This window comes from Streptomyces sp. NPDC047917 (genome assembly GCF_043204345.1).
GTDB classification, from domain to species: Bacteria; Actinomycetota; Actinomycetes; order Streptomycetales; family Streptomycetaceae; genus Streptomyces; species Streptomyces sanglieri.
On the sequence record NZ_JBIDCA010000022.1, the window covers coordinates 33430 to 48084 of the forward strand.

Sequence of the window (14655 nt, forward strand, 5' to 3'; positions counted from 1 at the left end):
TTCGAAAGGCAGCCCTGTGAGCGTGCGGAACTGGAACCCTGCCCGGATGACCTCGCACCCCGATCACCCCTGTGTGCTGCCCGGCGTTCCGTCGTGGCTTCACGACGTGCACGTTCTCGACACCATGGTGCTGCCCCAGCTCGCCGACGCCGTCGAGGACGAAACCGAGACCGGCAGTGCGGCCGGACTGCCCGATGCCCCGTACCGAGCCGCGGCCGACGCCATCAACAACCTCGCCACGGCCCTCCCCCAGCCCCCCGCCAGCCCTTCTGCCGCCAGCCTCGGGGTCACTTCCGACACGGTGTTCCTCCGGGCGGTACCCGCGTGGGAGACCGAGGCCCTGTGGCAGGTCCACATCGCCCTGAAACAGACACAGGACGGGGAACCGGATGCCGCCGGGCTCGGCAATCTGCTTCAGGAAGTGAGCGAGGAATGCCACCCGCCCCAGTCCGCCGCCGACATTGCGGGCCGGCTCAACCGCGTGCTCGCCGTACTGCTGCTCGACATTCCCGCCGTTCGCACGCTCGCCACCGCCCTGGTTCTCAACACACCGCAGGACACTCACGTCCAGACCGCCTACGAACAGATCCACACGGCCTGGGCCACCGCCGGCATCCACTGACCGTCACCGTGTGCCCCGCCCGGCCCCTGGCGGGGGCGATCCGCGTGAACGGGCAGGGGCTGGAAGTCGGCCAGCGCCGGGACGAGCCTCAACCAGAGGGTGAGGCGGAGTATCAGCGGCTGCTGACGCTCGTCCGCTCGCCGGTGCTGCGCAGCGGAGCCTGGGCCCGGGCGCGGATGCAGCAGCTCACCGGGCGGTGACCCACCGCAGCTCGTACGGTCGGACATGAGTGCCCTGACAGGACGGTGCTCCTGGGGTGGCCCCTCGGTCGCTTCGCATGTTCCGCAGGGCTACCCCGCCCCGTCAGGTCAGAGCATCCAGCCGTGAGCGCCGGCCACCCTGGCGGCGACAGCCCCCGCCAGCAGGACGAGGCCCGTCCACGGGACCTTGTCCATGCTGATTTCGCAGGGCTGCGAGGACGGCATCCTCGTCCTTGCGGCCTGGGCACTCGCCCGTTCACCACCCTGATCAGCTCACCGGAGGCGTCGGCTTTCGGCCGAGTGGGGCTACGCGGCGAAGCCTATGTTGGTGACGTACTCGTACTGGCCCCACTGGGAGCCGAGGTCGGGCAGAACGTCGGTGGTCCACTCGTCGTCAAGGCCCTGGACGTCGCCCGCGGCCCAGGCCTCGACGATGCGGTCCCAGCGGCGGACGTTCATCGTGCGGTACTCCACCATCCGCTGCAGGGGCCTGGCCACCTGCGACTGGTTCAGCGGGTGGATCTCCACCCTGGTCCCGCGCCCTTCGCGGTTGAGACGGGCTAGGAGATGCCGGGCCACGTTGCGGCGGCGCACAGCCTGGTAGGCAGCGTCGATGCGCTCCAGGTTGGCCTTCGACGGTCGGCGCGTGCCCTTCAGCCATGCCTGCAGTGTCCGGTCGGTCACCGCCAGGCCGGCGTCCTTGGCCGCGGCGAGGCTGTGGTCGGTCTTCGTCAGGTAGTGCAGGCGGGCCATCAGGCCGCGCCTCGCAGTGACCGGGGTGACGATACCGCCCGCGAGGTCGTCGAGCTGCCGGATGACGGCGTCGCTGCCCTTGATGCCCCGGGCGCCGAACTTCCCGAAGTCGATGTTCCTCTCCGGCACTTCGCACCCCCTCTCCGTCGAACTCCGCTGTCTACAAAGGTAGTATGGCCTGCGCTTCCTCGCCCTGACCGACGAGAACGGCCGCCTGATCTGGATATCCGCGGCCCGGCCTGGCCGCACCCACGACAACACCGCCGCCCGCCACGGCCACATCCTCCTCGCCGTCGGACGCGCGCCGGTCGAACACGGCTTCGCCCACCTCAAGAACTGGCGGATCCTCACCAAACTCCGCACCGCCCCCGCCCGCGCCACCCAACTCCTACGCGCATTGCTCGTCCTGACGAACCTCGAAGTCAACCGCTGACGAATGATCTCTCCGTGGACTTACGCCCACGACCAGAGGACCGATCACACCAGCTCTTTGACCTGCGACTTCAAGTTGGCCGAGGCTCAATGACGGCAAGCACCACAGCTACGTTGATAGTCAGCAACCGCTCAGACCTCCCGCACGACCGGCCTACGTACAGATGAGGCCGCTGCGTGCCACCTCTTCCTTCCTGTGTAGCCGGGCCGCAGTGATGTTGGAGGTGGGATGCCCACGAATGGCACAAAGCCACTGTGCCTGGCTGAATACCGCGCGGTGGATCAGTCGCCCTCCGGGTCGCAGCCATGTGCGGCAGGGTGTGCAGAACGTGTCGAGGGCCGCGCCCAGACAGTGCTCCGAAGCCATGTCCGGAACCGGGGAAACGGACGATGTGGACCACCCAGGCCCGCGCCTACACCCCCGTCCCCGCCCCGTAACCAGCCAAGCTCCAGGAGCCCACACCTGCCGGGAAGACCCAGCGCGACAGTGACAGGAACGGGCCCGAAGCAGGGAGCGGGCAAGAGGTGGCCGCGACTGGAGACGATGCCCGGAGCGACGCCTCCGTCGACGCCCACGGTTCCGGACCTGTCCGGAGAACTGCCGTCGTGGACCGGCCCGGCGGGCAGAGCGAGCACCGCCCGCTCGATCCCGTCACCGAGGCCGTTGCCGTTCAGGAGGCATGGGAGGATCTCGTTCCCGCCGGCAGGGGGACGAGCGCCGAACTGCTCGCCGACGTACAGGCAGATCTGAGGAAGCTCCAGCAGATGCTCGCCGAGGCCGTTGCTGAGGAAGGGCCTACTTCCGAGGCGCCGCTGGCCGCCACGGAGCAGCCCGCTCCGGCCGCACCGCAGCGGTGGGGTGCGGCTCGGGGGGCGCCGATTCGGCCTTCATGTACGTGAGGTCAATGAGTACAGACCCTGGGGTCTGTACTCATTGACCTCACGTACATGAGCTCTGCTGCTCGGAGCCGTTCAGGTTGCGCGGCGCAGGGGGATGACGACGTCCTCGCCTGTGCATTTCGCGCTGAGTCGGTAGTAGCTGATGTGTGCGAGCCGGTCGGATTCTTCGAGCCAGCCGGCCCCGATGACCTGGCGCCGGGTTCGGGAGAACACAGTTGGGGACATGCCGACGAGCCGGGCGAGGTTGGCGCCGGTCTCGATGACGGCGCCGCCGCGGTCGGTGGGATGCATCGCGTAGAGCATGACGACCAGGCGCTGGTTGGCGGTCATGCCGGCGGTGCGGTGGAGGATATCCAGGAGCTTCTGCTTGTCGTCGTTGTTCACTGGGCCTCCCAGAGCGAAGGGACGGTGTTGTCGAAGCCGGGGATGTCCGGCGGGTTGCACGTCTTGATTGCTTCCCGCTGCTCGATCCCGGGTCCGTGGAAGGCGATGTACGGGCTGATGCGGTACAGCCTGTAATTGCCGATGCGCCCGCGCTCGATCAGGATGCGGCGTTTGAGGAGTTTCCGGTTGATCTTGCCTACCGCATCGGCGGTCATGCCGACCTTCTTGGCGATGTCCGCACCGGTCGCCCTCAGCGGTGCCATGCCCTGTGGGGAGACCCCGATCCACCACAGCACCATGTACTTCTGGCTCGGGGTGAATTCCTTGCTCTCGGTGATCGCTTCGACCCTGGCCTTGTCGACCTGAATGTGTTCGCCGGAGAAGGCGTAGGGCGCATAGGGAATGGCCTCGCCCGTGTCGGCATCGACCAGTCTGCGTACCGCTCCCAACGGGCCCTCCCCTGACTGGGCATTGCTGTGAAGTACATGAGCAGCGGCCCTGAGGACCGACCAGATGAACTTAACGTACATGAGCTGGAAGTGCATGGACCCCGCTTCCAGGGCGTGTCGATCGACCTGACGTCGATCCGTCGCTGCAGTCGGAGCGCCCGGCCACGGCACTTGCTGATGTACGTCACGTCAATCTACTCAGGTCCTACAGCAGTGGTTACGGTCCTCAGGACATCGGCACCCAGTTCTTGAAATCCGCCTGCCCGGACCTCAAGAACTGGGTGCACGATGCTGAGGACTGGCTGCCAGATCTTCAGAACCTCATGAAATTATTGTTTTCGCAGGTCAAGACACATATCAAGGCTGCGCTCTCTTTAACAGGTAGGACAGGCTGTCCCGGACACAGCTCCACGGACGCCTCGGGTTCTGAATGCTGCCGGGCAAGGCGATGGTCGGTACGTCGGGCAGGCCCTTCCCCCTTCGTTCGTCATGCCCATCGGTAAAAACCCTCTTGCCTCCCCCGTCCTCAGCCCACGAAAGCACGCCACTACGCGGCTGCAGTCAGCCGAGCACTCGTCACGTGTGCCACGATCAGTCCCACTGTCCTGAGCCACTCTGTTCGCTACTGCCACTCAGCGCCCGCAGCCGCCCGATCACCTGTGGATCCCGTCGGTGCACCGGAGGCCCCCAAGGGCCGAGGGGGCACCGGCCAGTAGGCGCGAAGAGCGCCGGCCTGCGACCTTCCCTGGCTCCGTTCGGAGCCATCAGCGGGTGATGGGGGCCGTCCAAGTCGACGTTCCAGCAGCCTGCCCGAACGAGAAGGGGACTGCTTCGACACCCCTCCTTGCTCCGGCTGCGCCCCGATCTCGCCCCGGACGACAGCTACACTATGGGTACGGGTACGTACCCGTACCCATATACTTTTTTTGGGGAGGGCTGGTGAACCACACCATTCCGTCGGTGCTCAGCGAGGCGGAACATCAGCGGGTTCTCGCCGGAAGTCTGTCGGCCTGGACTGCGGGTGCGGTCGCTCAGGAGCGGCCCCTTGCAGTGTTCGTTGCCGGGCCACCGGGCAGCGGCAAGACCACGCTGGCCGACCTGTTGCATGCTTCGCTCGCCCGGCGCGGGGGCGCGGTACGGATCGGTAGCGACCTCTACAAGACGGCTCACCGGGAGTACGAAGCCCTGATGCTGGCGGATGTGCGGACGGCTGGGGTGCGGGTACGGCCGCATACGCGGCGGTGGCAGGCAGAGGTTGAGGCGTATGCGCGCTCGGCCCGGCTGGATGTAGTGGTGGAGACGGCTCTGGCGGATCCGGCCGAGTTCAGGTCGGTGTCGGCGGTGTACCGGGAGGCCGGTTACCGGATCGAGCTGGTGGCGCTGGCCGTTGCGGAGGCGGACAGTCAGCTCGGTGTCCTGCAGCGGTTCTTCGGGATGCCCGCGCATGGTGGGGGCCGTTACGTGGGCTGGGAAAACCAGGACGGCTGCGCGGCCGGTCTGCTGGAGACGCTCGCGGTCGTCGAGGAGGAGCGCCTGGTGGACCGGGTGGGTGTGGTCCGCCGGGGTCTGGAGCCGCTGTACGACAACGAGCTGGTCGGTGGGAAGTGGGTGTGTGAGGTGGCCGCGGCTGCGGTGGTCCGTGCGGAGCGGTCTCGTCCGTGGGGCGCGTCGCGGTCCCGGGTGTTCCGGCGGGAACTGGTGCGCGTGGAGGTGCTGGTCCATGACGAGCGGCTGCCGGCGGACCGGAGGCTCGCGGTGTCCCGGGACGCGGAACGTGCTGCGGCGGCCGCCGAGCCGGTGCGCCGGGTCGCTCAGGCGCTGCCCGGACCTCCCGGGACGGACTATCACCGGCTCAGTGGGGACGAGCACCGGTGGATCTTCGACGAGCTGATCGCGCCCTCCTATCTCCGTCGGGCTTCCTTCCGTCCGGACCCGGTCGTCGTCTATCTGATCGGCGAGCCGGGCGTGAGAAAGCTGGAGGCGTCGAGGACGCTGCGGCGCGCCATGCGTGTGGGAACGGTCCGCCTGGATCCGCGCAGCCTGCGCGGATCTCACCCGGACTACTCCCGCCTCGTCATCGAAAACCCCCGCGTTGCGGACGAGGCGGTCCGTGCCGACGCGGACGTCTGGCAGGCCGAGGCCGAGGCGTACGTGCGCGAGCGGCGTGGAGACCTCGTCATCGAGGCCGCGTTCGCCGCCATTGCCGACTTCGAGGCCAGTGCGGCCCGGTTCGTCCGGGCCGGATACCGGATCGAGGTCGTGGCCCTGGCCGGCCGTGCTGCGGACAGCCGTCAGCGGACCCTGGTCAACCACGCCCGCGCCCTTCAGCTCGACGTGATCACCGCGCTGCCGGCCCCGGCCGCGCACGCGCGGGCCCGCCGTACGGCGGCTGGCATCGTGGCGGCCGCGGCCGTCGGCCCGGATGTCAGCACGGTCATGGTGATCAATGGCGACCAACAGACGCTGGGCCGGGACGTGTGGGCTGTCTGGGCGCTGGCCGCCGAGCAGAGCCGCCCTTACACCGACCAGGAGGCAGCCCGCTTTCACATAGTCCAGCGGGCCCTGCACCAGGCGCTGCCCCGGATGCGGGAGGAAGTGGCCGGTCTGGCGGCCCAGGCGCGGCCGCTGATGCCCGCTTCCTGGCAGCCGCGCCCGGTGGGAAACCGCTCCGTCCCGGGCCGGCTGCCGGTACCCGCCGGATGGCTCAGGTCGCCTTCAGCTCCTTGAGCCGGGCGGCGTAGACGAGGGCGATCTGTACGGTCCCGTCCTCGCCTGCGCTCTCCAGCCGTTCCAGGTCGTCCACGGCCTGGTCCCGGGCCGTACGCCACCCGGCCACCACGTCCGGGGTATGGCGGCCCGGGTTCCTGCGGGCGGCGACCAGGCGGGTGTTGTACTCGCTGATCACCTGCTCCACGGTTTCTCTTGCCTGCTCGGCGTCACCGCCGGGCTGGTGCAGCGGCTGCTGCTCGGGGGAGCCTTCGGGGGTAAGGGGCTCTGACATGAGGGGTGCCGCCTTCGGGTCGTGCTGACATGCTGGATCGGCCATTGTCCGTGACACGGCTTCACCGGCCCGTGACCGGGCATAGGTTGGGCAGAAGGGCGATCACCAGGGGGTTTTCGATGGCGGGACGGGATCTGCGGGCGCTGTTCAGCACCAACGACCGGAAGGTGGAGGCCGGGGAGGCATTCACCAACCGGCAGGGCCAGTGGCAGATCGTCCAGGCCGCGCTCGGCGAACACCTGGCCCGTACCACGACCGCCGGCTTCGACGTGGAGGACCTGGAGGCGCCGCGCACCAACGTGCTGGTGTTCCACGGCGTCGGCGGGATCGGGAAGACCACCCTGTCGCGCACCCTGGAGGCCGCGCTCACCGACACTGCCGGCCGACCGGCGCGGTGGGGCGAGCCCTCCTGGCCCGCCCGCCCCGCGCTTCTGCCCGTGCGGATCGACCTCTCCCGCTCCGCCGGCACCGACTTCGAGCGGGTCCTGCTCACCATCCGCCTCGCCCTGGCCGCGCACCTGGGCCGGCCGCTGCCCGCCTTCGACATCGCCCTGCGCCGCTACTGGGAGCACCAGCACCCCGGCGAGAGCCTGGAGGAGTACCTGAGCCGCGGTGGACTCGTCGCGCGCTTCGGCAAGGCCCTGCCGCAGCAGGTGCAGTCCGCGCTCGGCGATGTCGCCCAGGCGCTTTTGTTGCCCGGCTCGGTCGGCGGTGCCGTCGGCCAGCTCACCGGCACGCTGGCTACCGCGCTGCGCGAACGTCGCCAGACCGTGCGTGCCCTGGCCGGTTGCCCGCTGCTCGCGGACCTCCTGGTGGCCGAGCCGGACGTTGATGCACTGTCGTACTACCCCTACCTGCTGGCCTGGGAGCTCGCCCGGCTTCCCGTCGGCAAGTCCGTCGTGCCCGTCGTTCTGCTGGACACGTTCGAGGACACCGGCGACCGGACCCACCGCGACCTGGAACGGCTCGTGCAACGTGTGGTGTGGCTGATGCCGAACGCGTTCTTCGTCGTCACCGGCCGCAGCCGCCTGCAGTGGGCCGACTCCGCCCTGCAGGGCCAGCTCGACTACACCGGCCCCACCGCCTGGCCCGGCCTGACCCAGCAAGCAGTTCCCGGCCCCCGCCCCGCCGACGGGCCCGGGAACGGGCGGCAGATCCTCATCGGCGACTTCAGCCCGCAGGACTGCGACAACTACCTTGCCCGCCGGCTCGTCAAGGACGGCCGGCCCCTCATCGCCCCCGAGCTGCGGGCCGTCATCACCGACCGGTCCCACGGCCTGCCCCTCTACCTCGACCTCGCCGTCCTCCGCTTCCTGGAACTGCGCCGGACCGGCCACACCCCCACCCCGGCCGACTTCGACGCCGACTTCCCCGCGCTGATCACCCGCACCCTGGCCGACCTCACCCCCGACGAACGCCACATCCTGCGCTCGGTGTCCCTCCTCGATGCCTTCGACCTCCCCCTCGCCACCGCCACCGCCGGCCTCCCCCACCAGGCCGCCGCAGCCCGCCTCGTCGAGCGGCCCTTCGTCCGCGAGGACCCGTACGCGCTGTGGCCCTACCACCTGCACGCCCTGATCCGCTCCACCCTGCGTACTGCGGACGACGCCACCGACGACCGCTGGACCGACGCCGACTGGCAGGCCGCCGCTGAACGGGCCCTGCATGCACTCGGCGAACAGTGGCGTACGGTCCCCGGGCCGGGCCGGCGCCTGCTCGTCGGGTGCCTGCGCCAGGGCCTCGCCCTGGCCCGCGATCACCGGCTCGACCTCGGCTGGCTCACGGATGCCGCCTACGCCTACACCGACGACTACGTCTGGGAACCCCTCCCCCTTCCCGCCCGCACCGACGACGGCGACGACGCGCTCACCACCCCTGCGGACGCCCTGGCCGAACTCCTCAGCACCCTGTCCCGGCGCCAGCACGAACACCGCGCCCGCACCGCCGACCGGCTCACCACCATCCTGGACACCGGCCTGCTGCCCGCCGAACTGACGGAGATGGCCCTGTACTACCGGGCCAAGGCACACCGCGACCTCGGCCAGAGCACCGCCTCCCGCGACGGCATGCGCCAGGTCGCCGACAGCGGCGGCCGCCTCGCCCCCGACGCCGCCCGCGGACTCGCCCACCTCGCCCGCGCCACCGGCGACTTCCCCACCGCACTGGCCACCGCCCGCACCCTGGGCTGGCCCGGCCGCGGCCAACGGGTCCTGGGCGACATCCACTTCGCCCACGGCGACATGGCCCAGGCCGCCACCGCCTACACCAGTGCCCGCACCGAAGCCGAACAGCACAGCAACACCGGCGAACAGGCCATCGCCCAGGCCCACCTCGCCCTCACCCTCGCGTTCACCTACCCCGGCCGTGCCGAACGGGAGATCGCCCTCGCCGAGCAGCTCCTGGCCGGGCTCGACCAGCGCGCCACCACCCTGACCACGAAGATCGCCGCCCTCGTCCGCGACGCCGGTACACCGGGCCCGGATGTCGTGGACCGCGCCGCGCTGCTGCGGGCAGAGATCACCACCGCCGGAATCACCGCCGCCGCGCTGCTGCTCGAACTCGCGCTCGTCCTGCACCACACCGTGCGCGGCGACGACACCGCAGCCCGGGGCGACATCGCCCGGCTGGAAGAACTCACCCGCGGCGGCGACTACACGTACTACACCGACATCGCCCACTTCATCACCGGCCTCCCCGCCACCGGCCCCTCGCCGACGCACTGGCTGGACACACAGCAGGCCACCCGGCAGCGGTGGCGGACCCTGGCCACCGCGGCCCACCGCAACACTCCGAACGCAGCAGGCTGACCGGCCCGACAACACGAACACCGATGGACCTTCAAGGAATCGGCGCGATGGGAGCCATGCTCGTCGCCGCCGTAGGAATCCCCGCGACCGTCCTGGTCGGCAGATGGCAGATGCGCGCAGCCCTGCGCAGCGCCGAAGCCACCTACCGCGCAGCGCTCGACCAAGCCGCCGCCCAGACGACAGCCACCCACGAGCAATGGCGCCGCGGCATCCGCCGGGACACCTGGGCCGCATTCCTCCTCGCCGTCGAAGACGCCATCAGCTCCGGCCATTCAGCCCTCAACGGCACCGACGAGGACCTCCCCGCGCTGCGCCGCGCCATGAGGACAACGCTGGTGGTCCTTGAGCTGGAAGGGCCGCCTCCCGTCGTGGAGGCCGCCAACCGGTTACGGCTCAAATGCAACGACTACCTGGAGCTCGTCGAAGGCGACCTGCTGGCCTCCCGCGCATGGCACACCCTGGAAAGGGCGGCACAGGAAGAACGGGCAAACCTATTCAGCAACGCACCCACCCCCGCCCACGACGCGCAGGCAGCACTCTCGACACTGGTGCCACTGATGCGCGGCGTCCGGCACACGGCGGAACGACCCGATCCTGTGCTCTGGGCTCCCGACCCGGGCACCGAACCCGAGGCCGTGTACGAACGGATCGAGCAGGCCCATACCGCCGCAGCTGCCGCACTCGCCAACTGCCCGGCTGTCTCCGACGCCCAGGCACGCACCCTGCTGCACGACGCCGCCCACCAAGGACGGTTCGAGATGAGCCAACAGACACACGACTCTCTCGAATTCCTCGATCAAGCACGAGCAGCGTTCCTGGAAGCGGCACGTGCCCAGCTCGACACCACGCGATGAGGCCGCCGGCCCCGTCCACGACAGGGCCGGCGGCCTTCGGGAACCGCTGCTCAGGTGTTGAGGTCCAGAACGCGCACCGGCTCGCCCTCCCACCGCTTCGGGGCCGTGGTCGCGATGATCGCCCCGTCCGGGCGGTCGGGGGTGGGCTGCGCCGCGAAATGGCTGTGGGCCGCCGCCCACGTCTCCTGCCGGGCGAGAGCCAGCGCGGCGGACAGGTCCAGGTCCAGAACGGTGATGCCCGGCAGCGCGGCCAGGTGCTCGGCCGTACCGGGCCGCGCCCGGTCGGCCTCGACGAGCGCGCACGCCGGGGCGTACAGGAACCACCCGGGTTCGGCGTGGGCCCGGTGGATGAGACGGGAGGCAAGGACGTTGCCCTGGCCGGCCGCGGTCATCGCGGTGTCGTCCAGGACGATGTGCATGGCGTCGCTCACCGGCTCGTCACCCGGGCCAGGCGCCGGTCCAGCTCACTGTCCAGGGCATCCTCCTCGGAACCGGTGGGGGCGTAGCCGTTCCACTTCTCCAGCGCGGTCCGTGCCTTCTCGGCCCGGTCGGCACGTTCTGCCGGAGTCAGCATCGTTTCGGCAAGCCGCGCCAGGTACGCGCGCAGCGAGAGGCCTTCGGCGGCCGCGATCGCGGCCAGCCGGTCCCTGGCCGCCTCGGGGATACGGACATTGGCATCAGACATCGTCGTACTCCTTCCCATCCCCCGAGGATACGGGTACGTACCCGTATCCGTACCCTGCTGTTCTTCCCTGCGGACGCCCAGGCAGAACGGGCCGGGCGCAAGCGGTGGATGCTATGTCTTCTCCGTGGAGGTGGAGTGCGCGCCGAGCTCGCTGTCTGGGAAGACGGCGGGAGTTCGTGGTTCGCCCGTCTCGTAGGCGGCATCGGCACCGGCGTCGCGGTGGCTGTAGCCGGACAGCAGCAGCGCCGCGGCCTCCTTGCGGATCTCGCAGGCAGTGCTCTGGGAGACGTTCAACCGTTCTGTAACCGTGGTGAGTGGGACAGCCTCGTGATCGATCTTGTCGACCGGCGTGTCTGGCTGTGCGGCCTGCAGCATCCGAGCCACCCGACGTGCTGATCGCTGGCGCGGAGTGAGTCGGGCGTAGTCGTCAGCGGCCTCAGCAACAGCCTCTGCACGTGCGATATCCGCTCTCAGTTGGGCGGCGGCGAGGTCCAGGCGGGCGGCCGTGTGGTCCGGTCGTTCGGCGAGACAGGCGTAGACACGGGCGACATCGGCCATGGCACGGGCGGCGGCACGGTCGCCCTGGGCCCAGGCGGCGTGTGCCTGACGGGCCAGCTCACGGGCGGTTGCTGCGTCGTCGCAGGCAGGTTCTCCCTTCTTCGCTTCGCCGGGATCAGTCGGAGATGGAACCTGGGCTGTCTTGGAGCCCGGGGCAAGGACGGGGTACATGCCTCACCCAACGACCTCGTCAGGGAAGAGTGTCGTTCTGCGGGTGACCGCGTCCGTGCTCTGCAGCGTCGTGCGGCCGAGCGGGCCGGCCTCGGCGCTGACACACTCCTGACCAGCGGGCACGGCACTCTCACCGCATCCGGACCACAGTGAGGGTTCCGTGCCGACCGGACCCGGCCAGCACCTCCACGACCAGATCCGTCTCCACCCGCGTATACGGCTCCCCCTCCGCCCTCCGCTCCCCCACCACCACCGCCCCGTCCAGCACCTCACCGACACGGGCCGCGAGAACGGGCTCCAGACGTGCGGACACTCTGGCCGGACCGCCCTCGTCCCCCACCCCCAGAACCAGGTGATGCGGCCTGAGCCGAGGGCCGGTAAACCCCAGCACCAGGGCGTCCACGGTGTCCGCGTGCCGTACCTTGACCCACCCCCTGCGTTGCCCCGACGGATAGCTCGCGCCGCCCCGCTTGCAGACAATTCCTTCGATGCCCTGCTCCCGCAGGGCGTCGTACCAGAGCACAGCGACGTCCCGGTCGTCGGTTGCCGGGACGGCCTGGATCGGCGGCCCGACATCGGCAAGCAGATCCAGGAGTAGGGCGCGGCGCTCGGTGTACGGGCGGCTTCGGCAGTCGCCGATCGCCGGGTCCGGGTGCTGCAGCACATCCCAGCAGATGTAGGAAGCCGGGTACCGGGCCGCCAGGGCGCGGGCCCGGGTCACGGACGACGCGGCCCTCGACTGCGCCGCGGCGAAGTCGAGCCGGCCGTCCCGCCAGATCGCCGCCTCGCCGTCCAGGACCGTGCCGGGGCGCAGTTCCATGCCGGCGACGGCCAGGTCCATCCAGTGCTGGGTGACGACCCTGCCGGACCGGGCGTACAGCACGACGGACTCGTCGGTACGACGCAGCACAGTCCTGTGCCCGTCGAGCTTCGGCTCGTACCACCAGCCCGGACCCTCGGGCAGGACCGGAACCGCCTGGGCCAGCGCCACCTTGATCGGGAACTCCACGGAACCGATCCTGCGAGCCCGGCGCCCCCGAAGCGCGCCGGACAGTCCGTACGGCCCTACCCGCCGGCCAGGCCCGTCTGCGGATTGCAGATCTGGCAGGGCTCGATGTCAGGCTCCGCCAAAGCGATCACCGCCTCCTCACGGTCGAGGAATCCGCCCTCGACCGGATACAGGGCGCAGTCCCCACGGTGCACCAGAGCCGCCGACGACGACCGCTGCGGCTGGATCTTCCACCGCAGCGCGGCATGCGCCTGCTCCTGACGCCGCCGCTCCCGCTGCTCCGCGACCTCCAGCTCCCGGATCCGGCCTCTGACCTGGCGGAGCTGCCACTCCAACCACTGCGCTCGCCGGTGCTGCGCAGCGGAGCCTGGGCCCGGGCGCGGATGCAGCCGTCGTGACGAGCTGAACGCATGCAGCTGATCTGATGATGACTCAATTTCACCTAAGTGAACGCTAGTTCGCATACGGTGATCATCGACCTGCAGTACGAAGAAACGAGGGGAAATGAACAGCTCCATACGCATGCGCGCCACTGCCGTCCTCGGGGCCGCAAGCATCCTGGCAGGGAGTGCGCTGATGCTGGGCGCAGGCACTGCCGCTGCGGCGACGCCATCGGGTGTTTCGTTCAGCTATCAGGGCCCTACGAGCGACGGAATGATGGGTTTTTTGGTCGTCCATAACGGCAAGGCGGTGGGCGCCGCGTACTGGATCCCCAACGGGGACAGGCTGGAAGCGGTCGACACTACGGCCGACGGGTACGGAGTCGCTGGTCGGTTCCCTCCACACTCGTCATCGATCGGCACGGAAGAGTCGCGGCACGAGCAATAGGAGCGCTCGGCAGAAGCGCCCTGCTGAAGATGGTGCAGCCGATCGTTGGGGAGAAATAACGTGTCCGCACTCATGACGCTGGCCGCACAGAACGCGACAGTGGAGCACGGTGCCCTGCTCCTCGCTCTGCCGATCGCTCTGCTCGGCGGGCTCGTATCCTTCTTCTCTCCCTGCGTCTTGCCGCTCGTCCCCGGCTACCTCTCCTATGTCACCGGCGTCGTCGGTACCGACCTGGCGGAGGCGCGGCGGGGGCGGATGGCCACCGGCGCCTTCCTGTTCGTCCTCGGTTTCACCGCCGTGTTCGTCTCCGGCGGAGCGCTCTTCGGCTTCTTCGGCTCCACTTTGCTGGAGTACCAGGGCACGCTGTCCAAGGTACTTGGCGTGCTGATGATCCTGCTGGGTGTGTTCTTCATGGGGCTGATGCCCTGGCTCACGCAGCGTGAGTTCCGCTTCCACAAGCGGCCCACTGCCGGGCTGATCGGCGCCCCCGTCCTCGGAGCCCTGTTCGGGATCGGCTGGACGCCGTGCGTCGGTCCCACTCTCGGCTCCGTGATCGTTTTGTCCTCCGAGCAGGCGAGCGCGGGCCGGGGCGCGATACTGACCATCGCCTACTGTCTCGGTCTCGGTGTTCCTTTTATCCTCACCGCAATCGCCTTCCGTAAGGCACTTGGTGCCTTCAGCTGGGCCAAGCGCCACTATGTGTGGGTCATGCGCACTGGCGGCACGATGATGATTGCCACCGGCGTGCTGCTGCTGACCGGCACCTGGGACCTCCTGGTGCAACAGATGCAGACATGGTCCAGCGACTTCACCGTTGGAATCTGACGGAGGCGACTTCTCCATGCCCGGGGCGGCCTGGGGTGGGGGTCAGCGGGTGATGGTGCGCAACAGGTCGCGTACGCGTTCGACCTGCCCTGCTTCTCGACATCCCAGCCGTCCGCATCCTCGCCCTCTCCAGACCGCAGGACACCCACGTCTTCCACGCAGCCTGGACAACGGCTG

Annotated in this window: 17 protein-coding genes; 8 read left to right on the plus strand and 9 right to left on the minus strand. The window is 69.4% G+C overall.

The features are described 5' to 3' along the window. Nucleotides 1–46 precede the first annotated feature (46 nt). Together ACGF8B_RS39295 and ACGF8B_RS39300 are read left to right on the plus strand one after the other, a co-directional pair. Entirely contained in the window at nt 47–622 is a 576-nt protein-coding gene (locus ACGF8B_RS39295) for a hypothetical protein (RefSeq protein ID WP_392747405.1), read from the plus strand. A gap of 44 nt (nt 623–666) precedes the next feature. Continuing rightward, the gene (locus ACGF8B_RS39300; RefSeq protein WP_392747407.1) at nt 667–822 is read left to right on the plus strand and encodes a hypothetical protein; all 156 of its coding nucleotides are present in this window, start codon (nt 667–669) and stop codon (nt 820–822) included. Nucleotides 823–1128: 306 nt separating this feature from the next. Here ACGF8B_RS39300 and ACGF8B_RS39305 read toward each other — a convergent pair whose 3' ends face one another. Continuing rightward, nucleotides 1129–1704 carry a transcriptional regulator gene (locus ACGF8B_RS39305; protein ID WP_392747409.1) on the minus strand — a complete coding sequence of 192 codons (576 nt, stop codon included), beginning with the start codon at nt 1702–1704 and terminating at the stop codon, nt 1129–1131. Between the two features lie 94 nt (nt 1705–1798). Between ACGF8B_RS39305 and ACGF8B_RS39310 the strand changes: the two genes are divergently transcribed. Both ACGF8B_RS39310 and ACGF8B_RS39315 read left to right on the plus strand, forming a co-directional pair. Continuing rightward, nucleotides 1799–2008: a hypothetical protein gene (locus ACGF8B_RS39310; RefSeq protein ID WP_392747500.1), complete on the plus strand. Its 210-nt coding sequence runs from the start codon at nt 1799–1801 to the stop codon at nt 2006–2008. Between the two features lie 524 nt (nt 2009–2532). Further along, entirely contained in the window at nt 2533–2907 is a 375-nt protein-coding gene (locus tag ACGF8B_RS39315; RefSeq protein WP_392747410.1) for a hypothetical protein, read from the plus strand. Nucleotides 2908–2979: 72 nt separating this feature from the next. Here the strand turns inward: ACGF8B_RS39315 and ACGF8B_RS39320 are convergent, their stop codons facing one another. Together ACGF8B_RS39320 and ACGF8B_RS39325 are read right to left on the minus strand one after the other, a co-directional pair. After that, complete coding sequence (locus ACGF8B_RS39320; protein ID WP_392747412.1) at nt 2980–3291, minus strand: replication initiation protein, RepL2; 312 nt, start codon at nt 3289–3291, stop codon at nt 2980–2982. Then, the gene (locus ACGF8B_RS39325; protein WP_392747502.1) at nt 3288–3740 is read right to left on the minus strand and encodes a MarR family transcriptional regulator; all 453 of its coding nucleotides are present in this window, start codon (nt 3738–3740) and stop codon (nt 3288–3290) included. Before ACGF8B_RS39325 ends, ACGF8B_RS39320 begins: the two co-directional genes overlap by 4 nt. A gap of 939 nt (nt 3741–4679) precedes the next feature. Here ACGF8B_RS39325 and ACGF8B_RS39330 point away from each other — a divergent pair. Further along, entirely contained in the window at nt 4680–6467 is a 1788-nt protein-coding gene (locus ACGF8B_RS39330; protein WP_392747414.1) for a zeta toxin family protein, read from the plus strand. Here the strand turns inward: ACGF8B_RS39330 and ACGF8B_RS39335 are convergent. Further along, the gene (locus ACGF8B_RS39335; protein WP_392747415.1) at nt 6445–6741 is read right to left on the minus strand and encodes a hypothetical protein; all 297 of its coding nucleotides are present in this window, start codon (nt 6739–6741) and stop codon (nt 6445–6447) included. The two genes, ACGF8B_RS39330 and ACGF8B_RS39335, sit on opposite strands and share 23 nt — an antisense overlap. 119 nt (nt 6742–6860) lie before the next feature. Between ACGF8B_RS39335 and ACGF8B_RS39340 the strand changes: the two genes are divergently transcribed. Further along, the gene (locus ACGF8B_RS39340; RefSeq protein ID WP_392747417.1) at nt 6861–9548 is read left to right on the plus strand and encodes an ATP/GTP-binding protein; all 2688 of its coding nucleotides are present in this window, start codon (nt 6861–6863) and stop codon (nt 9546–9548) included. A 47-nt stretch (nt 9549–9595) separates the two neighbouring features. Beyond that, complete coding sequence (locus tag ACGF8B_RS39345) at nt 9596–10402, plus strand: hypothetical protein (RefSeq protein WP_392747418.1); 807 nt, start codon at nt 9596–9598, stop codon at nt 10400–10402. A 50-nt stretch (nt 10403–10452) separates the two neighbouring features. Here ACGF8B_RS39345 and ACGF8B_RS39350 read toward each other — a convergent pair whose 3' ends face one another. The 5 genes from ACGF8B_RS39350 to ACGF8B_RS39370 form a co-directional block, all read right to left on the minus strand. Beyond that, nucleotides 10453–10821 (minus strand): hypothetical protein, encoded by a 369-nt coding sequence (locus tag ACGF8B_RS39350; protein ID WP_392747503.1) that lies wholly within the window; start codon nt 10819–10821, stop codon nt 10453–10455. Between the two features lie 8 nt (nt 10822–10829). Then, on the minus strand, nt 10830–11087 hold the full coding sequence (locus tag ACGF8B_RS39355) for a hypothetical protein (protein WP_392747420.1): 258 nt from the start codon (nt 11085–11087) through the stop codon (nt 10830–10832). A 111-nt stretch (nt 11088–11198) separates the two neighbouring features. Beyond that, complete coding sequence (locus tag ACGF8B_RS39360; protein WP_392747422.1) at nt 11199–11816, minus strand: hypothetical protein; 618 nt, start codon at nt 11814–11816, stop codon at nt 11199–11201. A 130-nt stretch (nt 11817–11946) separates the two neighbouring features. Next, nucleotides 11947–12825 (minus strand): DNA ligase, encoded by an 879-nt coding sequence (locus ACGF8B_RS39365; RefSeq protein WP_392747424.1) that lies wholly within the window; start codon nt 12823–12825, stop codon nt 11947–11949. A 56-nt stretch (nt 12826–12881) separates the two neighbouring features. Continuing rightward, the gene (locus ACGF8B_RS39370) at nt 12882–13160 is read right to left on the minus strand and encodes a DUF6233 domain-containing protein (protein WP_392747426.1); all 279 of its coding nucleotides are present in this window, start codon (nt 13158–13160) and stop codon (nt 12882–12884) included. Nucleotides 13161–13725: 565 nt separating this feature from the next. Here ACGF8B_RS39370 and ACGF8B_RS39375 point away from each other — a divergent pair. Further along, nucleotides 13726–14478 carry a cytochrome c biogenesis CcdA family protein gene (locus ACGF8B_RS39375; protein ID WP_392747504.1) on the plus strand — a complete coding sequence of 251 codons (753 nt, stop codon included), beginning with the start codon at nt 13726–13728 and terminating at the stop codon, nt 14476–14478. Nucleotides 14479–14655: the final 177 nt, after the last annotated feature.

Excerpts from the sequence above, each read along its gene's own strand:
- ACGF8B_RS39335 (WP_392747415.1), bottom strand. The coding sequence starts at position 6,741 with ATGTCAGAGCCCCTTACCCCCGAAGGCTCCCCCGAGCAGCAGCCGCTG.
- ACGF8B_RS39375 (WP_392747504.1), top strand. The coding sequence starts at position 13,726 with ATGACGCTGGCCGCACAGAACGCGACAGTGGAGCACGGTGCCCTGCTC.
- ACGF8B_RS39345 (WP_392747418.1), top strand. The coding sequence starts at position 9,596 with ATGGGAGCCATGCTCGTCGCCGCCGTAGGAATCCCCGCGACCGTCCTG.
- ACGF8B_RS39340 (WP_392747417.1), top strand. The coding sequence starts at position 6,861 with ATGGCGGGACGGGATCTGCGGGCGCTGTTCAGCACCAACGACCGGAAG.
- ACGF8B_RS39360 (WP_392747422.1), bottom strand. The coding sequence starts at position 11,816 with ATGTACCCCGTCCTTGCCCCGGGCTCCAAGACAGCCCAGGTTCCATCT.
- ACGF8B_RS39355 (WP_392747420.1), bottom strand. The coding sequence starts at position 11,087 with ATGTCTGATGCCAATGTCCGTATCCCCGAGGCGGCCAGGGACCGGCTG.
- ACGF8B_RS39350 (WP_392747503.1), bottom strand. The coding sequence starts at position 10,821 with ATGCACATCGTCCTGGACGACACCGCGATGACCGCGGCCGGCCAGGGC.
- ACGF8B_RS39295 (WP_392747405.1), top strand. The coding sequence starts at position 47 with ATGACCTCGCACCCCGATCACCCCTGTGTGCTGCCCGGCGTTCCGTCG.